The 17,604-nt window shown below is 42.0% G+C and carries 16 protein-coding genes; 10 read left to right on the forward strand and 6 right to left on the reverse strand.

All coding sequences use genetic code 11. From position 1 onward, the window contains the following. Positions 1-36: 36 nt before the first annotated feature. The 3 genes from EHR06_RS00725 to EHR06_RS00735 are packed head-to-tail and all read left to right on the forward strand — an operon-like array spanning position 37 to position 3,115. A complete protein-coding gene (locus EHR06_RS00725; RefSeq protein ID WP_135755264.1) occupies positions 37-1,311 on the forward strand; it encodes a KamA family radical SAM protein in 1,275 nt (424 codons plus the stop codon). After that, a complete protein-coding gene (locus tag EHR06_RS00730) occupies positions 1,308-2,441 on the forward strand; it encodes a D-alanine--D-alanine ligase family protein (protein WP_135755265.1) in 1,134 nt (377 codons plus the stop codon). The genes EHR06_RS00725 and EHR06_RS00730 overlap by 4 nt, the downstream gene beginning before the upstream one ends. Continuing rightward, positions 2,438-3,115 (forward strand): iron-containing redox enzyme family protein, encoded by a 678-nt coding sequence (locus tag EHR06_RS00735; protein WP_135755266.1) that lies wholly within the window; start codon positions 2,438-2,440, stop codon positions 3,113-3,115. Before EHR06_RS00730 ends, EHR06_RS00735 begins: the two co-directional genes overlap by 4 nt. Here EHR06_RS00735 and EHR06_RS00740 read toward each other — a convergent pair. Genes EHR06_RS00740 through bfr form a run of 4 tightly spaced genes read right to left on the reverse strand, consistent with a single transcriptional unit; the run spans position 3,112 to position 7,295 of the window. Next, on the reverse strand, positions 3,112-3,459 hold the full coding sequence (locus EHR06_RS00740) for a DCC1-like thiol-disulfide oxidoreductase family protein (RefSeq protein WP_135755267.1): 348 nt from the start codon (positions 3,457-3,459) through the stop codon (positions 3,112-3,114). The two genes, EHR06_RS00735 and EHR06_RS00740, sit on opposite strands and share 4 nt — an antisense overlap. Then, positions 3,459-4,637 carry an acetylglutamate kinase gene (locus tag EHR06_RS00745; RefSeq protein ID WP_135755268.1) on the reverse strand — a complete coding sequence of 393 codons (1,179 nt, stop codon included), beginning with the start codon at positions 4,635-4,637 and terminating at the stop codon, positions 3,459-3,461. Before EHR06_RS00745 ends, EHR06_RS00740 begins: the two co-directional genes overlap by 1 nt. Before the next feature lie 18 nt (positions 4,638-4,655). Next, entirely contained in the window at positions 4,656-6,824 is a 2,169-nt protein-coding gene (locus EHR06_RS19210) for an N-6 DNA methylase (RefSeq protein WP_208757720.1), read from the reverse strand. A gap of 3 nt (positions 6,825-6,827) precedes the next feature. Continuing rightward, on the reverse strand, positions 6,828-7,295 hold the full coding sequence (bfr, locus tag EHR06_RS00755; protein WP_086449192.1) for a bacterioferritin: 468 nt from the start codon (positions 7,293-7,295) through the stop codon (positions 6,828-6,830). Between the two features lie 131 nt (positions 7,296-7,426). On the opposite strand from bfr, the gene EHR06_RS00760 reads away from it, so the two are divergent. The 4 genes from EHR06_RS00760 (at position 7,427) to EHR06_RS00775 (ending at position 11,556) form a co-directional block, all read left to right on the forward strand. Further along, complete coding sequence (locus EHR06_RS00760; RefSeq protein ID WP_135755269.1) at positions 7,427-8,551, forward strand: thiolase family protein; 1,125 nt, start codon at positions 7,427-7,429, stop codon at positions 8,549-8,551. Beyond that, positions 8,552-9,574: a glycosyltransferase family 9 protein gene (locus tag EHR06_RS00765; RefSeq protein ID WP_135755270.1), complete on the forward strand. Its 1,023-nt coding sequence runs from the start codon at positions 8,552-8,554 to the stop codon at positions 9,572-9,574. Between the two features lie 2 nt (positions 9,575-9,576). Further along, positions 9,577-10,866, forward strand: coding sequence for an aminopeptidase P N-terminal domain-containing protein (locus tag EHR06_RS00770; RefSeq protein ID WP_135755271.1), 1,290 nt, complete (start codon positions 9,577-9,579; stop codon positions 10,864-10,866). Between the two features lie 261 nt (positions 10,867-11,127). Further along, positions 11,128-11,556 (forward strand): hypothetical protein, encoded by a 429-nt coding sequence (locus EHR06_RS00775; protein ID WP_135755272.1) that lies wholly within the window; start codon positions 11,128-11,130, stop codon positions 11,554-11,556. Between the two features lie 47 nt (positions 11,557-11,603). Here the strand turns inward: EHR06_RS00775 and EHR06_RS00780 are convergent, their stop codons facing one another. Further along, positions 11,604-12,782, reverse strand: coding sequence for a M20 metallopeptidase family protein (locus EHR06_RS00780; RefSeq protein ID WP_135755273.1), 1,179 nt, complete (start codon positions 12,780-12,782; stop codon positions 11,604-11,606). Between the two features lie 126 nt (positions 12,783-12,908). Between EHR06_RS00780 and EHR06_RS00785 the strand changes: the two genes are divergently transcribed. Then, positions 12,909-14,126: a PQQ-dependent sugar dehydrogenase gene (locus EHR06_RS00785; protein ID WP_135755274.1), complete on the forward strand. Its 1,218-nt coding sequence runs from the start codon at positions 12,909-12,911 to the stop codon at positions 14,124-14,126. Positions 14,127-14,199: 73 nt separating this feature from the next. On the opposite strand, the gene EHR06_RS00790 is transcribed toward EHR06_RS00785, so the two are convergent. Further along, entirely contained in the window at positions 14,200-15,774 is a 1,575-nt protein-coding gene (locus tag EHR06_RS00790) for an FAD-dependent thymidylate synthase (protein WP_135755275.1), read from the reverse strand. 153 nt (positions 15,775-15,927) lie between these two features. Between EHR06_RS00790 and EHR06_RS00795 the strand changes: the two genes are divergently transcribed. Both EHR06_RS00795 and EHR06_RS00800 read left to right on the forward strand, forming a co-directional pair. Next, positions 15,928-16,917, forward strand: coding sequence for an aldo/keto reductase (locus EHR06_RS00795; protein ID WP_135755276.1), 990 nt, complete (start codon positions 15,928-15,930; stop codon positions 16,915-16,917). A gap of 3 nt (positions 16,918-16,920) precedes the next feature. Next, on the forward strand, positions 16,921-17,520 hold the full coding sequence (locus tag EHR06_RS00800; protein WP_135755277.1) for a TetR/AcrR family transcriptional regulator: 600 nt from the start codon (positions 16,921-16,923) through the stop codon (positions 17,518-17,520). Positions 17,521-17,604 lie beyond the last annotated feature (84 nt).

A 17,604-nucleotide genomic window follows, 5' to 3' on the forward strand; every position in this document is an offset into this window, starting at 1 on the left:
CCCTGCGCGGGCATAAGGATGGGAAAAGAGTTCCGGATGGAGAGATTGGGGAAAAACCGGGGAGTTGCGGATCTAGAGTCACCTGCTGATTCTAGAAAGAGTTTATATTCTTCTTTTGTCTGGACAGATTATAAGGCCCAACTCCAAAAAAGGGTAAGAGCAGAAGACCTTCCTAAATATTTTCAACTCACCGAATCTGAGAAGATCGGGATCCAAGAAACCATCCGACTGAATGTAGGAACTACTCCTTATTATCTTTCTCTCTCCGATCCTAACGATCCGAATTGTCCCATCCGAAAAATGATCGTCCCAAGAAGGGAAGAGTCCTTCTTCTCTCCCGAAGAAACATTAGATCCTTTGCATGAAGAAGATCTTTCTCCTGTGAAGGGACTCACTCATATGTATCCCGATAGGGTATTACTTTTTTCGAATCATGAATGTTCCGTGTATTGCAGGCATTGTATGAGGGGAAGAAAGGTTTCAGATTCTTCCGAAAGAATGGAAACCGCGGATCTGGAATTATGTTTTGATTATATTCGAAATCATCCTGAAATTTCAGATGTTGTGATCTCGGGCGGGGATCCTTTGAATCTTTCCGATCCCAAAATAGATTGGATCTTGGAAAATTTGGAAAAAATCCCTCATGTAAAAATTTGCAGGCTGGGGACAAGAAACCCTGTCACTCTTCCTATGAGAATTACTTCCGATCTATGTAAGATCATTGAATCCCATAACACCGATCGTTTATCTATTTTTTGTAATACTCAATTCAATCATGAAAAAGAATGCACTTCCGAAGCAAAAGAGGCCATTCTCAAACTTCTAAAAGCCGGGGTAAGCGTTGGGAACCAATGTGTGATCCTAAAAGGGATTAACGATGATGGGGAAACAATGCTTAGGCTACATCGAAAACTTTTAGAACTTAGGATACGTGCTTATTATATGTATGATCCTGAACTGATCCCCGGCTCGCGCGGTTTCAGGACTCCTCTCGCAAAAGGTATTCAAATAATTGAATATATGCGGGGAAAAGTTGCAGGCATGGGAATTCCACAATTTGTGAATGATCTTCCAGGTGGTGGGGGAAAGGTAAGCCTTGGACCGAATTGGTATCTTGGATTTCATAAACCTTCTCGTAATCATGTGTTCCGATCTGCGGTAAGAGGGACATATCACCTGAGCCCCGAGCCAATCAATAGTGAATATGAGGAATTTTATCCGGAGATCAGTAAGGAAACCTGGTCGAAGATACTACAGAATTCCTATTCCGCATTCAAAGGCCTTGGTCCTTTGGGAGAATCCGGAAAATGAATTCAGATTCTCCATCTGTTTTAATCGTAGCAGACATCCAAAACCCGGACTTGGATCCAAAGGACACACAAGAATGGGAGGATCAAAATTCAGTTCTGGAAATCAAACGAACCCTGGAGGAATTAGAGGAGAAGGTAGATATTATAGAATTTCCGTCGAAGCTACTACAAAAACTCTCTGATTATTCTTCCTTAGAGCCGCAAGATCGACCTGTTCTATTCCATTTGGTAGAAGGTTTTCGCTCCCGTAATAGGGAAGCGCTTCTACCTGCGATCGCAGAATATGCGGGATTTCCTCATACTGGATCGGATGCTTATGCTCAGAATTTGAGTTTGGATAAACATCTTTCTAAATTGTTTTGTGTTTCTGCAGGTGTTCCTACCAGTCCTTGGAGTCTCGTGGAGAAGGATTCTGTCGAAGTGACTACAAATGTGGATTCTACATTCAGCGACGCATGGGATGGTGTGAGGAATTTGGATCCCATATTCCGCGGTTCCCGACTTCCTACAGAATCAGAATTCCCAGTATTCTTCAAACCCAGATCCGAAGGTTCCAGCCTAGGAGTGGGGGAAGAAAATCTGATCTCGAATCAGGCTGACTTAGATCAATTTATCCGATCCAAATTTCCATTATACTCTTCCTGGATCTGCGAATCTTATTTGCCGGGAGAAGAATGGACATTGGCGGTTATAGGTTCCCCTACATACGGATACAAGGCAAGCCAGGTAGCAAGGATCGGTTTGGAAAATTCTCCCGAAAAAATCTATGGCGAAATTACCAAAACCAAACTGAGTATGCCCGAAAAATTACATTTCGATTTGGATCAAGAGAGATTTGAATATATTCAAAAGTATTCATTAAAATTATGTAAAATACTCAAAACCTCCGGAGCGGTCCGATTGGACTGGAAAGCCGACGCACAAGGAAAACCAATGTTCTTGGAGTGGAATACTACTCCAGGATTATCTTCTTATTATAGCAGTTTTCCGATCTGTTATTCACAAAGTTTCGGGACCTATTCGGATTTGATGAAAGAATTATTGGAAATCGCAAGAGTGGAATTTTTAACGGAAAGATTTACTTATTCCAAACTGAAAAAAGAAAAACAAACGAGCGGGATCGAAGGATGAAAACGTTTCGAGAAGAATTAATAGACCAGGTCAAATATCATCCTGTATTGACCGCAAATTTATGGTTGGAAGAAAAAGAAGAGAAGATGGAAAAATCGGACCTTCTTCTTTGGTTGAAGCAGGAATATTTCGTATCCGTTGAATTTGTGAACTGGTTCTTGAATACTGCGGCCCTTACCAATTTTGTGCCTTCTAAAATAGTACTCGTCCAAAATATCTGGGAAGAATTGGGAGAAGGGAAAGAAGAAGATTCACATGTTTCTATCCTTGGAAAGTTTCTCTCCGAGATGGGGGAGGTCGTGACCGGGGAAGATATGCTTCCTGAAACCGGAGCCTATCTGGATTTAATGAAAAGAATTACTACTACCGATTTTTATTCCGCATTAGGAGCACTTGGACCCGCGAATGAGTATCTTCTAAAATTAGAATATTCCAGAATGTATAAGTCTTATTCCGATCTGAAGTCCAGGATCACACTTCCGGAAGGAAAGTTTTTCCAAGTGAATTTGGAAGCGGATGAATCTCATTCCGAAAAAATGTTTAGATTGATAGAAGATGTTGCGACTGATCCTGGAAAAATGCAAAAAGTAAGAGAAGGATCTAAACTTGCTTTGGATGCAAGATTAGTATTTTATGAAGGTCTAAAGAAGATCGTATCTCCGATCTCTCTTTAAACCTTAGAGCGGATCGATTTTAAAAAGCTCATAAAGATCATTCCTAATAGAGGAACTAAGGGCAAATAGAGAAGTGGAGAAGCCCATCTCCAGCCCTTTAAAGAATGAGAAAGTTTTCGGACTGCAAAAAAACCGGGATATCTCATATTTCCAGAGATAAGCTGTACATTCCCCGCGACCAATTTAGGTTCTAAACCGGGATGTAATTCTTTTAGATCATGGGAAGATAGATCTCTAAAACTTACAAATTTTATATTTTTATCTAAGGAAAGTTTTGAAAGTTTAGAAGCGAGGCCTGAACAAAAGCCACAGTCCCCATCGTACAAAAAAACATTCTGTTCCATCAGGAATCGTTCCGTTGTTTAGATTCCAAATCTTCAGGAAGGTTTCTCAAAAAATCGCAGACGGAAGGAATTTCTTTCTCTTGTAATCCGATCCAAAAATAGATCCAGATCCCTTCTTTTTGAAGACCGCTGCATTCTTTCGCATACCATTTGGAGATAGTATTTTCCGCTCTGGCTCTCCAGAAAAGAACAGGGGCTTTTTTTAACATCTCGTCCCAGATATCTCTTCCTACACCTTCCCCTCTCGCGATCTCGTTCACCGCAAATTTAGAAAGAAATGTGCCCCAAGGAGTGTTTTGTAGAAGTGCACATCCTTTGTATTCGGATTCTAATACGATCCCGGAAAATTCCTTATTCCAAAAACCTTGTTTTAATCCTCTTCCGAAAGAATCTTCTATCAATCCGTTCAGTCTGGTCGGATCTATATTTTGGAAATCAGTATGGAATTCTATTTTATTCTTTTTTCTTAATAGAGTTCCGCTACCTTTGATCGTGAATAATTCTTTTAATAGACCTGGAGCGGAAGTGATCGCGATCTGAAGATTCGGATCTCCGGTATATTCAAAAATTCTTTTGCATTCTTTGAATAGGACCTCGTCTTCCTTTTGGAGAGTTTCAGTAGATTCGAAATCCAAAATGGAGATCTTTTTATCTTCGGAATTATGAAGCCCACTTCTTGCAGTAAGGAGAATTAACTTTTTAGTCCTAAGTTCTTTACATAAATTAGAAAGATACGGATAAATTTCGGATCCACCTTGGTCTGTTACAAACACAGGTATCTTCTTCTCCTTTAAAGAAGAAAGAACTGACTCAAATGCTTGGCTCGGATTTCTAAACCATTTTGCGGGAAGGTTTCTGGAACCCGGGAGTTCTTGTCCTTCTTCCAATGAGTCCTTGATGGACTCTAAACTGATCTTGGAAGAAGGGGATCGGTAGAATAGATTTGCGTAAGAGACCCCGTCTTTTTCCAGAACGACTACAGGGAATAGTTGGAGTTTTTGTAATAATTTTAAATTGTATAAGAATGCTTCCGCGGACTCTGTCAAGGTCTCGGAACTTGCGTGGATGACCGCGAATTTTTCAGGCTCCAAGGACCGGAATAGTTTCAGGAACTGAAAACTGTCCTTGGAGTTTTCCGTGACTTCTAAAAGTTTGAGTAGGATCTCCTGGTGATTCATCTCTCCCGGGAGTCTGGTTTAGTCGATCCGATAGGCAACTAATTTTCCTTTTAACTTAGCTATGGTGACTGATTGTTCTTTGTCAGACTTCAGTTTTAAGAAGCCCAAAAGGGAAGGATCTCCTGCCACCAATGCCACATAGGATCCGGAGAAATTCTTTTTCAAAGTTTCTCCCCAGGTCGAATAGAGTTCAGAAACGGATTCCTTATCTCCCAATCGAACTCCGTAAGGAGGATTGGTCACAATTTTCCCTTCTTTGAATCCAAGGTCGGAATCCAATTCTTCTGCGGAAGCGACTTTCCAGCGGATCAGGTCTGCCACTCCTGCTTCTTTTGCATTTTTCTTTGCAAGTTCTATCGCATCTTCAGAAATATCCGAGCCGAAGAGTAGGATCTCCTTAGAGTCCCATTCTTCTTTTGCTTTGCAAGGCCCGAAAAGTCGAGTGAAGATAGAAGATCTGGATAAACTTTTGTAATTCACCCAGCCTCCGTTTCTCATTCTGAGTGCAGCCTCTATCAATAAAGTTCCGGAACCGCAGAATGGATCGTACAATGCTTCTCCAGGTTTCCAACCGGAAAAACGAAGTAATGCTTGTGCCAAAGTTTCTCTGAGAGGAGCTTCTCCACCTTCTCTTCCATGACCCCTTCTTTGTAAAGGTTGGGCATGCAACGCCACAAATAATTTTACCTGGTTCATTCTGGAACGAAGATAGAATAATACCTCCGGTTCTTCACGATCCGCTTCGGGTAGTTCCAGGCCTTGTGCTCTGAATCTGTCGAATATCGCGTCTTTTAAACGATAAGTCGCGTAACGTGAATCTTGCAGGTTATCCTTTGTTGCAGCATCTATTCTGAACTTTGTTTTAGGAGAAAGTAATTTTTCGAAAGGGAACATTGCCGCGACTTCATATAGATCGTCTGGTCCTTGTATGTCCTGCCAAGAAGACAATTCAAAACTGATCCCGGAAGAAATTCCGGAACTCAAACAAAAGTCTCTGACTTTTTTAGAAGGTCCCTTGAAAAAGACTCCTCCTCTGTTGTCGGAGAGGATTTCTAAACCTGCTTCCTTCACTTCTTCTTTTAATAAGAATGCAAGACCATCTCCGCATGACGCGTGATAGGTGAGTGCTTCCGGTCTATCGAATTCCGAAAGAGAAAGTTTTGCGGATTGCCAACCTGCACGGATCCCTTCTCTAAAATTATCTTCTTCATAAGAACGAGTGGGACGTTCGGAACGAAATCCTTCTTTTCCGCGAGGAGAGAATGGACGTCTTTCGCCTCGTTCGGAATCACGAGAAAATGGTTTTCTTTCTCCACGATCTGAATTACGTGAGAATGGTTTGCGGTCGCCACGGTCAGAATTTTCTCCGTAGGAGCTCCTACCTTCTCTTCTTGTATTTCCGGAAAAGGGTTTTCTTTCACCTCGTTCCGAGTCACGAGAGTATGGCTTTCTATCTCCTCGTTCTGAGTCTCGAGAGAAAGGTTTTCTTTCTCCACGATCTGAATTACGTGAGAATGGTTTACGATCGCCACGGTCAGAATTTTCTCCGTAGGAGCTCCTACCTTCTCTTCTTGTATTTCCGGAAAAAGGTTTTCTTTCACCACGGTCTGAGTCTCGAGAGTATGATTTTCTCTCTCCTCTGTCTGAATCACGAGAGTATGGCTTTCTTTCTCCGCGTTCGGAATCTCGAGAGAAAGGTTTTCTTTCTCCACGATCTGAATTGCGTGAGAATGGTTTGCGGTCGCCTCGATCCGAATCTTTATCTCGATACGGTTTTCTGTCATCGTCAGAAAATTTACGATTTCCGGAGCGGCCCGGTGGTTTGCGATCATTTCCGGAACGAAACGGTTTAGCACCGCCTCTTTCTTTTTTGAAGTCGGAAGTTTCTTTATCTTCTCTTCTTTTATAAGGCCTTTCAGATCCTTCTTCTTTTCTTGCTCTGAATGGTTTATCTTTTGGTTTGTCGGAAGAATATCCTGACTTAGAATTTCCGTCTTTGGAACGATAAGGTCTTTCTGAATCGCCTCTTTCTTTAGAGCGATATGGTTTACGATCTGAATCTCTATCGAAGTCCGAACTTTTGGAGCGAGTCGGTCTTGAAAAAGAAGAACCTGATTTATTAGCAGGCCCCTTCTTGCCATAACCGGAAGAAGGGGATTTTTTAGGGGATGGTTTTTTGGAATTCAATGCTTAGGCGATTTGTTGGGCCAAATAATTTTGGACCCCAATGGTTTTGATGATCTCTAGCTGGGCCTCGAGCCAGTCGATATGCTCCTCCTCGGAGACGAGGATCTTCTCGAGCAATTCACGTGTGCCGTTGTCTTTATTCTTGGTGGAAATTTCTATCCCACGATTCAAACGTTCTACGGCATTATACTCTACGTCTAAATCGTTCTTTAGAATACTTTCAATATCCTTGCCTACATTGATCTTCATGTATCTTTGCAGATCAGGAATTCCGTCCAGGAAGAGTATACGTTCGATCACTTGGTCTGCGTGATTCATCTCTTCGATGGATTCCTTCTTCATGTAAGAAGCAAGCTTGTCATAACCCCAGTTCTTGTTCAACTTTGCGTGGATGAAATACTGGTTGATGGCTGTGAGTTCGGCGGAGAGCACTTCCGCTAAGATTTCGAGGACTTCTTGGTTTCCTTTCACGTCGTTTCTCCTACCTCAGATCACTATAAACGAGAGTGCCTATTTTGAAAAGCGAGATTCGAAAAAAGGCAGCGCCGTCTCTTAAGTTTTTGACTTTGCTCGAAATCAGGAGCAGTAAAATTTGTAGGAATATGACCTCGGCCTATGTGCTCGACTCTCATTTAAGTAAATTTGGCAAGACTGATTCCGACTATCAATCGCTATCCTATGATACTGCGAATCATTTACTTAAGAAGAATCCAGGTTTTGTTCCTGAATTTCTAATATTTGCATGTATGGCCCCGGAACGTTATACTGGGGAAATTTTTTTACCGGCTAAGATCAAAGAAGATCTGGGACTTTCTTCTTTATTTGCGATCCGTTCTGAGACTGCATCTTCCAGTGGGGCTTCTGCTTTACATCTGGCCCGTTATCTTCTTCTATCGGGAAAATTTAAAAGGGGGATCGTGATCGGAACAGAGGTCATGAGTAGACTTCCTAGAGAAGAGAACAATCTACTTTTAGGTTCGGTACTTTCTTCCCGGCAAAGAAACCTGGCAATGTCCATGGCCCAGGGGGGGGCGCTGACAGCTACCAGGTATTTAAAGGATTTTGGATATACTAGAAAGGAACTTTTTAGGTTATCCAAGAAACTTCATGATAACGGCCTTGAGAATAAGATCGCACATATTCGAAAAAACTTAAGCGAAGAGGAATACTTCTCCTCTCCTATATTCTCCAGTCCATTATGTTTATATGATATTTCTCCTTTGTCAGACGGTTCCTGCGCATTATTATTAGAAACGGATCCGGCAAGATTGAAGAAGGACCGCAAAAAAATTGAGATCACCGGCACGGGACACGGTTTAGGGAATGTGAATGGAGTTCCAGGAGGGCTTAGTTTTACTGCATCCAAATCCGCGTTTAATCAGGCTTATGCGGAAGCAGGTAAAAAACCTTCTGATATTCAAGTTGCGGAACTTCACGACGCATTTACTATTTTTGAGATCATTGCCGCGGAAGATGCAGGACTATTTCCACAAGGAAAGGCACTTGCAAATGTGGCAGAAGGGATCACTGATAAAAGAGGAAGGCTTCCGATCAATCCATCCGGAGGATTGAAAACAAGAGGTCACCCGGTGGGAGTTTCGGGGCTTGCACAGATCGCTGAACTTTGTATATTTATGAACGAGAATGATACGGATACTGCACTCGGTTTATCCATAGGAGGATTGGGAGTGAATAATTTTGCCACCATCCTCGAGGCCAAAAAATAAATGCCTGAAAATATTTTAGTCATCCAAACTGCATTCTTAGGAGATCTGATCTTAACTACTCCACTTTTTAGGGAGATCAAGAGAAGGTTTCCTGATTCTAAAATGACGGTGATCGTGAATAAAGGAACCGAATCCGTTCTGGAAGCAAATCCTTGGATAGATCTTATCATTCCTTTGGATAAGAAACAGATCAAGTCTTCTGTCTTTGGATTTTGGAATTTCTGTAAAGAATTAAGAAAACATAATTTTACACTTTGTATTTCTCCCCATTTTTCATTTCGTTCTTCCATTATTTCTTTTTTAAGCGGGGCTAAAAGAAGGATCGGATATAAGACTGCTGGATTTTCTTTTTTATTAAATGATAGAAGGCCTCGATCATTAAGAGGACCTCATGAAGTAGACAAACTTCTTTCTTTGATCTATTCGGAAGAAGAAAGAAAAAATATTTCCAGACAACCTGAACTGTTTTGGAAGCCGGGTTCGGTTGCCGGGATCCAATCCGAAATGAAAAAGAACGGTTTGGAAAAAGGGAATTATATACTGATTTCTCCTTCTTCCGTATGGGAAACAAAACGTTTGCCAGCGGATAAATTCAAAACGGTCAGTAAACTTCTACATGAAAAAACAGGGCTGAAAATCGTTCTGACCGGAGGCAAAGGAGATTCTAAACTTTGTGAAGAAGTAGGAGAAGGTTTCGGGATCAACCTTGCTGGTAAGACAACTCTTCCCGAGATGAGTTATTTGATGAGCAAAGCGGCACTTCTTGTGACCAACGATTCTTCTCCCATTCATTTTGCTTCTGCATTTAATATCCCGACTTTGGCCGCTTTCGGAGCAACCATCCCTGCATTCGGTTATACACCTTTGGCGGATCGTGTTTTTATCTCCGAGATAAACGGCCTAGACTGTCGTCCTTGTGGCATTCATGGGGGAAGGGTCTGTCCTAAAAAACATTTTCGTTGTATGTTGGAACAGGATACGGACAGAATGGTGGAAGAAGGAATTCGTCTAATAAAAGGATAATTATGGACCAGAACATTTTTAGAAAACGGATCCGAGAAGTTCAGAATCTTTTAAAAGAGTCGGAAGTCCTTCTGCTATTTGCAGCTCCTCAGAAGATCCGTAATAGAGATGTGGAGTATAAGTTCAGACAGGATTCCGATTATTATTATCTGACAGGTATCGAAGAAGAAGACGGTGTTTTGGTCTTACGCAGGGACTTCTCCGCTCATTTTGCTCTTCCTAAAGATAAAGAGAAAGAAATTTGGACGGGTATTCGTTTAGGCAAAGAAGAGATCAAAAAAAGATTGGAGCTGGATCAAAGTTTCGATCTGGGAGAATGGGATCCTAAGATCTCCGATATTCTTACAAATCAATTCACATTATATCATTTTTTTGGAAAGGACTCCAAAAGAGATTCGGAATTACTCGAACTGATTAGCTCTTTGAATAGAAGATTGAGAGAAGGTAAGTTCGGCCCTCAGAGATGGGAGATCCCTAATTTTCTTCATGAAATGAGAATGTTAAAGTCCCCGGAAGAGATCGAAAAATTAAAAGAATCTTCCAGGATAACTGCTCTAGGCCACGAAAGATTATTCAAAGAAACCAAAGTAGGAATGTACGAATTTGAATTAGAGTCCATTCTGGAATCTGAATATTTGAAACATGGTGCCTGGGGTGGAGGTTACGGTCATATAGTCGCCGCAGGAAAGAATGCAACCATTCTTCATTATACAACCAATCGTGCCAAGATAGGCGATAACGAACTCATCTTAGTGGATAGCGGAGCGGAGAAGGATTATTATACCGCTGACGTTACCCGCGTTTTCCCGTCCGGGAAAAAATTCACCTCGGAACAAAGAACGATTTACCAACTTGTATTGGATGTGCAGAAACAAGCGATCTTGGATACGAAACAAGGCGTTGAATTCAATGCAGTTCATGAGAAGACTGTGAAAAATTTAACTTCCGGATTGATAGATCTTGGTTTGTTAAAGGGTGGCCTTTCTGAGATTATAGAGAAGGGAGAATACCGCAGATTTTATATGCATAGGACCGGGCATTATCTTGGAATGGATGTGCATGATGTGGGGCGCTATTTCGAAAATGGAAAGAGTAAACCTATGCAGAACGGACTCGTAGTCACTGTGGAGCCTGGACTGTATTTTGATCCGACTGATGAAACAATCCCTGCCGGTTTTAGAGGGATCGGAGTTAGGATAGAGGATGATGTTTTGGTGAACGGAGACAATCCTGTAGTTCTGACTTCTATGATCGCAAAAGAAGTAGATGAGATTGAGGCAATGAGGGGCTAATAAATTTTTATAATATCCTCCGGAATATTGGTTCCAAAAATCGCCATAAGCTATGAAGAGCGCTGTTGGTTTTGTGATTGACCAAGAGTTTTGCTTTTTGACGCGGTTTTGATTTCTTGTTTACGTCTCCAAACTTTTCGCCTTAGTCGCCGATTTTGCTCTAAGACGAACTAAATTCAAAAATTTTAATGTTCATTCTATTTTTCATTTGAATACATTTGTTCCATATTATTGATTCGATCCCAACATTCGGGAGCGAATATGGAAGAAGTTTTTAGAAAACAAATATTAGAGAACAAGGGTACTATCCAAATCGATTGGAGAATTCCTTTGGAAATGGAATCGATCTGGAGAGATTCAGTAATCTATTTGGGAGAACCGAAGGAGATCCTGGAATTCTTGATTTCTGGTTTTAGGGAAAGAAGACAAAAAGGTAAAATCCCAAAATTAGATTTTGAAAAAGTCAAAAGCAGCGATTCCAGAAAAAGGATCCGAGTGTATGGGGCCAATTATTGGGAGGCAATGGGTTACGCTAAGGAAAGGAATGTATCTACTAGTAGTTTTTTAAGTTCACTTTTAAGAATGGAGTGGATCTTAAGTTCAGGATTTCAGTCGTTTAGAAGAGAAAATCCGAAACTGAAAAAAGAAACTGCGAAAAACGAGGAGAAGTTCCTGCCCTGGGGAGCTTGAGGTGAAGGTGCTATGTTGGAATTCCCACCGCTCCCTATTTCAGATCCTCAGTGAGTTTCCAAATAAAGTCGAATCGCTTCTTTCATCACAGATAAACCGATTGGAAGAGAAGTTTCATCAATATCAAACTTGGAACTGTGATGCGGATGAACGAGCCCCTTCTCCTCATTCATAGAACCTACGAAAAAGTAACATCCTGGGACCTTCATCAAAAATGCGGAGAAGTCCTCTCCACCCATGGTCTTTGCATGTTCTTCTGTGACTGAGTTCGGGCCTAAAATATTCTCGGACGCTTTTCGGACCAGATTTGCCATTTCAGGATGATTGATCGTAGGAGCATTTGTTCTTTCGTAACGGATGATTGCCTTTGCTCCAAAAGCGGAAGCAGTGTTCTCCACGACTCTTTTGAATAATTCAGGCGCCTTATCGAACATTTCTTTTGTGAATGTTCGGATCGTACCTTTTAGTTCTGCAGTTTCTGAAATTACATTAAATGCGTGGCCTGCATGGAAAGCGCCCACTGTAACTACGCAAGAATCCAGAGGATCGGTATTTCGGGATACGATACTTTGGAGTGCAGTGACTATATGAGAACCTACTAATATAGGATCCACCGTATGTTGCGGCATTGCTCCGTGACCGCTGATACCTTGGACTGTGATCTGGAATTCATCTACAGCCGCCATCATCGGGCCGTCTACGACTCCCACCTTACCCACAGGAATATGATTCCATACATGAAGCGCTAATGCGGCGGAAACATCGTATTTTTCTAATATTCCTTCTTCTATCATGCGGTCTGCGCCTTGTCCGCCTTCTTCCGCAGGTTGGAATACTAATAATACTCTTCCTTTTGGAACGATCGCACTTGGATTTTCTTTCAGCTCAGAGGCAAGCCCCATCAAAACGGAAGTATGAGCGTCGTGACCACATGCATGCATAACGCCTTCGTGAACGGAAGTGTAATCTGTTTTATTCTCTTCTAAGATTGGAAGAGCATCCATATCCGCTCTTACTAAAAGAGTTTTACCCGGTTTTCCCGAATCTATTAGACAAGCGATCCCTGTTTTTGCGATCCCGGATTGAAAAATATAACCTAAGGATTTTAGATGTTGGGATACAAAATCCGCTGTCCCTACTTCTTCGTATCTGAGTTCGGGATGTTTGTGAATGAATCTGCGGTATCGGACTAATTCTTCGGTCCTTGTAGGGGAGACTGTTTTCATGATCTATCTAGGATGATTTACTCTGAAATCGGTTTTTAGTCCCTTCTTTTTTTATTTTTTCGAAAAGAGAGAAATCAGGTCTTTAGGCTTGTTTTTCTGTATTATGAGGTCAATAAATTAGACAAGATGGGACCGGTGTCTAAAATCCAAAAGATCTACATTTATATTATCTTCTTATATTTTGTATTTTTGGCGCAATGTTCCAAGCCAGGTCATTCTAATATTCCACTTCTTCCTTTCTTGTCCGGATGTAGCGCAGATAGAAACCCTCCTTGTTTGAAACTTACCGAGATCGCTTCCGGGTTTAATGCTCCCTTGTTTTTTGTTTCACCGTCTGGAGATGCGGATCGGACCTTTGTTTTGGAACAAGGGGGGAAGGTTCGTTTGATCAAGAATGGCACTCTTTTAACTTCTCCATTTATAGATCTGGGATCGGAAGGTCTGGATCTAATTTCATTCTCAGGAGAAAGAGGCTTACTCGGTCTTGCATTTCATCCAAACTATAATACAAACGGAAGATTTTGGGTGAACTATACGCGCAAATCGGATGGGGCTACCGTTGTTGCGGAATATTCCAGATCTTCTTCCGATCCTGATCTTGCAAATTCAGGTTCAGGTTCCATTCTATTTACGATAAATCAACCATTCAGTAATCATAATGGAGGAATGATGGCCTTCGATACCGGAGGTTATCTTTTGGTAGGAATGGGAGATGGGGGAGGGTCAGGTGATCCGGATAACGAGGCTCAGAATTTAGAATCTTCTCTGGGTAAGATCCTAAGAATAGACATAGATAATTATCCTACGCCTGCTCCAGGGAATAGACCCGCAACCGGATTAGAAAATCCTCATATTTGGGATTGGGGACTTAGGAATCCTTGGAGATTCAGTTTGGATAGAAGCACCGGAGATCTGTATATCGCAGACGTGGGGCAAAACGATTACGAAGAATTGAATATAGAACCCGCGAACACAGGAATCAAGAATTACGGATGGAGACTAACGGAAGGAAATCATTGTTATGACCCTTCTATCGGATGTAATACTTCGGGGATCAGTTTTCCGAAATTAGAATACAATCATTTTATAGGAAGTTCTATCACAGGCGGTTATGTGTATAGGGGATCAAACTTTCCAGAGTTAAGCGGAAGATATTTTTACGGCGATTTTATCAGGGGTAAGATCTGGTCCATTCTTTGGGATGGGACCAATATCACGGACCAGATAGAACATACTTCTGAAATGGGATTTTCTTCCAATGTATCTTCTTTCGGAGAAGATTCGAATGGAGAAGTCTACGTAGTAGACTATAACGGTAAAATTTTCCGGATCGATCTAAAATAATTTCAATCCGAATTCAAATGATTTCTGAATAATCTCTGCGACCTTGCACCTCTGTGTGAAAATGCAGCTGTAGTTACAGAGTTCTATCGTACTCGTCCAATTCTCTTTTCCACACTTGAGTCCCGCAATAATGGTCACCTTCAGGGCAATACGGTTTGATATCGCCTTGTAAACGGATCCAGCAAGGAGCCTTGATCCATTTTGCGATCTCAGGTTGTACTTTGGTTAGATCCACGAGTTCATTGATAGAAGCCTGGAAAATTTCTTCCTGAGCATTATAACAGGTCCTTGCTCTCCATTTATGATGAAGATTTAATAGATCCCCGCTTTCATAAAAACGAACAGGAAAAGCATTCGGAAGAAGGTAAGAAGCGTGTTCCGCAGATCCGCCCGCTTCTATAAAACGGTTCAGGCTTTTGAAAATGCCGTCCATTCTTCTTCTATAAGTTTCTTCTAATTGAGGATATTTTAATACTACTTTAGGAACGATATAGTCCGGCATTCCCGTGTATTGGCTCATTAGGACCGGACGGGAACCCGGTACCATTCTATGTCTTTGGTCTTGGCTGTCCGCGGAATGAGAGATCCTTTTTTTGAAAGAATAATGCACATTGAACATCGCTCTGGAAAGAGGGCTCATAGTAGTCTCATTCAGAGTAGAAGTCAGATGTTTATTTTTAGAAGGATCCATCACGAGTCGGATCGCTTCTTCGTCGTTTAGAGAATTTTTAGATACGCCCAAAACTGCACGAACGGAAGAAGCCAAAACCTCGGGACCATTCGAAGAATAGGAAACTAGTCTCGAATAACGGTTATCCATATCCTCGTCGAATTCTCTTACGAAATTTTTTGCCGCTTCCGGTCTGTATTCGTTCGCGCCGTCTTGGTAGAATTCCTTGAAAAATTTATACTCGGCAGTTTCTTCCAGAGGGATCGGATCATCCATTTCTTCCACATAAAGAGGATCGATCTCTTTTACTTTTTCGATCATCTCTTCTACAACCAGGCGTTGTTCTTCCGGAGCGTCGAAAGAATTCATCAAACGATGGTATCTATGCAGAGTGAGTCCGTTCACTGAATGATATAAATACGTATAAGTTCCTAAAGGAAGAAGGTAACGTGCTACTTCCAGGCATTTCTTCTTTATCGGTTGCTGCCATTTTTCAGGATAATTCGCTCTTGCTTTGTATACTAGGAAATATTCGTCCTGGATGAATGGATGCAGAAGTTCCACAAATTCAAAATACGCGTTAGACGCGGATTCAACCGCTTCTAAATAGAGTTCCTTCTGCTTTCCTGATAGAGTAGGCGGGATATAATAATTTTCCTTTTTCACCTCCACATATCTCTGGCTCACCTGTTCCGAGTTATAGTACGGATGAGAATGTAGAAAGGACCAAACGAACTGACGGGACACCTTGTCTAGAGTGAATATAAAATGAGGATGTTGTCTTGTGGTGAGGTGACCTGCCTTCTTAGTAGATTTGGCTACCTTGTCTCGGATCTCCAGGGATTTTTCGGTGCGGATCATGTCCTCGGGGAGCAAAATCCCCTTAGAAGAATAGCAGGTTCTTGCAGAAGCTATGGCTAGGTTGAAAGGTTCTGTGGTCGCGTCTAAAAGCTGGACGATTGGTTTCTGGTGTTCCATGGGATCTGTGCTACTCCGGAAAACTAAAATGGTATTATGTCGGTAAGCGAAAAGCAAGAAATGTAGGAACTTCTACAAAAACCGTTTGGAAAATTGCTTGCGTTTAGTTACAAATTATAAAAAATGTAAATTGTAACTAAACGGAGGTTTCGAATGAAACTGAGGAAATTAGGAAAAAATGGCCCCGAGGTTTCCCAAGTCGGCTTGGGTTGTATGGGGATGTCGGACTTTTACGGAACAAAAGAGACCAGGAGCAGGGAAGAATCCATCGCGACCATCCATGAGGCATTGGATTCAGGGATCAATTTTCTGAATACCGGGGACTTCTACGGGACAGGTCATAACGAACTTTTGATCTCGGAAGCTTTGAAAGGAAGAAAGAACAAACCGATGATCAGCGTGAAGTTCGGCGGACTTCGCAGTCCATCCGGTGCGTTTATAGGATACGATTTTCGTCCGAACTCGGTGAAAAACTTTGCGGCACATTCTCTCACTCGACTCGGAGTAGACGTGATCGATATTTACCAGGCTTCTCGAGTCGATCCGGAAATCCCGATCGAAGAAACTGTGGGTGCGATCGCTGACCTGATCAAGGAAGGATATGTGCGTTATCTTGGAATTTCGGAAGCTTCTCCTGAAAATTTAAGAAGAGCTCATAAGGTCCATCCTGTCACCGCTTTGGAAGTGGAATATTCTTTGGCGACTCGAGTGATAGAGAAGGAACTCCTGGAAACCGCGAGAGAGCTTGGGATCGGGATCGTACCTTATGGAGTCGTAGGAAGAGGGCTTCTTACCGGAAAGATAGAAAGCCATTTGGGAGTTCCTGATTTTAGATCTAATTCTCCTCGTTTCCAGGGAAAAAACCTTGAAGCGAATTTGGAGCGTGTGAGTCTGCTTCAAGAGCTTGCAAAGAAGAAGGGCTGCAGTACCGCACAACTTGCTATCGCTTGGGTGCTTCATCGAGGAGAGGATATTATTCCTCTGATCGGTTCCACAAGAAGAGAAAGTCTTAGGGAAAATTTAGGAGCGCTTTCGGTCTCTTTAAGTCCGGAAGAACTGGGAACCCTGGATGGATCTTTTCCGGAAGGTGCCTTCCAAGGAGATAGATATCCTTCTCATCTGATGGGGCTCGTCGTTAAATGAGAGATGCCTAAAACAGGTTTAAAGCCAGAAGAACTACAAGAAAAAGTGCTCGATGCCGCAGAGATTGAGATCAGAAGGAACGGTGTCGAGCGTTTGAAACTTACAGACGTGGCTAGAAATCTAAACCTAAGCCACGCTGCCTTATATAAACATTTCGCAGACAAAGAGGCATTGTTAGATTCCATTTCCAAAAGATGGTTGGATCGTATCGATGCGGCTCTTGCGGAAATCTCAGCAAAGACCGGTCCTTTAGAAGAAAGGATCCTGGAGTGGCTAATGACACTTCATATGATGAAAAGAGAGAAGGTCCAGTCGGATCCAAGAATTTATACCGCATTCAATAATTCCGCAGAGAAAACAAGACCATTCGTCAAAAAACATATCCAAACAATGTACGAACAATTGGAAGCAATGGTCCAAGAAGGAATCCAAAAAGGATTATTTTTTTGTAATACTCCTAAAGAGGGAGCGAGGATCATTTTCGAAGGAACTTCTGCCTTCCATCATCCTCGAATGGTATTCGATAATATAGAAGAAGACAGGGTCGAATTCCTGAAAGCAGTTGTGAATACGATCCTATCCGGATTGAAGAGTAAGAAGTAAAACCGATCAGGAATCCTGAACCTCTGCGTCTTCGCGGCTCTGCGTGAGAATAAACGCGGCAGGGATACGCAGGGGAAGTCCGAA

It is taken from the genome of Leptospira dzoumogneensis (genome assembly GCF_004770895.1).
Classification (GTDB): domain Bacteria; phylum Spirochaetota; class Leptospiria; order Leptospirales; family Leptospiraceae; genus Leptospira_B; species Leptospira_B dzoumogneensis.

What these genes read in the sequence shown, in the direction of transcription:
- EHR06_RS00725 (WP_135755264.1), top strand. Translation starts at nt 37, where the DNA reads ATGGAGAGATTGGGGAAAAACCGGGGAGTTGCGGATCTAGAGTCACCT.
- EHR06_RS00730 (WP_135755265.1), top strand. Translation starts at nt 1,308, where the DNA reads ATGAATTCAGATTCTCCATCTGTTTTAATCGTAGCAGACATCCAAAAC.
- EHR06_RS00735 (WP_135755266.1), top strand. Translation starts at nt 2,438, where the DNA reads ATGAAAACGTTTCGAGAAGAATTAATAGACCAGGTCAAATATCATCCT.
- EHR06_RS00740 (WP_135755267.1), bottom strand. Translation starts at nt 3,459, where the DNA reads ATGGAACAGAATGTTTTTTTGTACGATGGGGACTGTGGCTTTTGTTCA.
- EHR06_RS00745 (WP_135755268.1), bottom strand. Translation starts at nt 4,637, where the DNA reads ATGAATCACCAGGAGATCCTACTCAAACTTTTAGAAGTCACGGAAAAC.
- EHR06_RS00760 (WP_135755269.1), top strand. Translation starts at nt 7,427, where the DNA reads ATGACCTCGGCCTATGTGCTCGACTCTCATTTAAGTAAATTTGGCAAG.
- EHR06_RS00765 (WP_135755270.1), top strand. Translation starts at nt 8,552, where the DNA reads ATGCCTGAAAATATTTTAGTCATCCAAACTGCATTCTTAGGAGATCTG.
- EHR06_RS00770 (WP_135755271.1), top strand. Translation starts at nt 9,577, where the DNA reads ATGGACCAGAACATTTTTAGAAAACGGATCCGAGAAGTTCAGAATCTT.
- EHR06_RS00775 (WP_135755272.1), top strand. Translation starts at nt 11,128, where the DNA reads ATGGAAGAAGTTTTTAGAAAACAAATATTAGAGAACAAGGGTACTATC.
- EHR06_RS00780 (WP_135755273.1), bottom strand. Translation starts at nt 12,782, where the DNA reads ATGAAAACAGTCTCCCCTACAAGGACCGAAGAATTAGTCCGATACCGC.
- EHR06_RS00785 (WP_135755274.1), top strand. Translation starts at nt 12,909, where the DNA reads ATGGGACCGGTGTCTAAAATCCAAAAGATCTACATTTATATTATCTTC.
- EHR06_RS00790 (WP_135755275.1), bottom strand. Translation starts at nt 15,774, where the DNA reads ATGGAACACCAGAAACCAATCGTCCAGCTTTTAGACGCGACCACAGAA.
- EHR06_RS00795 (WP_135755276.1), top strand. Translation starts at nt 15,928, where the DNA reads ATGAAACTGAGGAAATTAGGAAAAAATGGCCCCGAGGTTTCCCAAGTC.
- EHR06_RS00800 (WP_135755277.1), top strand. Translation starts at nt 16,921, where the DNA reads ATGCCTAAAACAGGTTTAAAGCCAGAAGAACTACAAGAAAAAGTGCTC.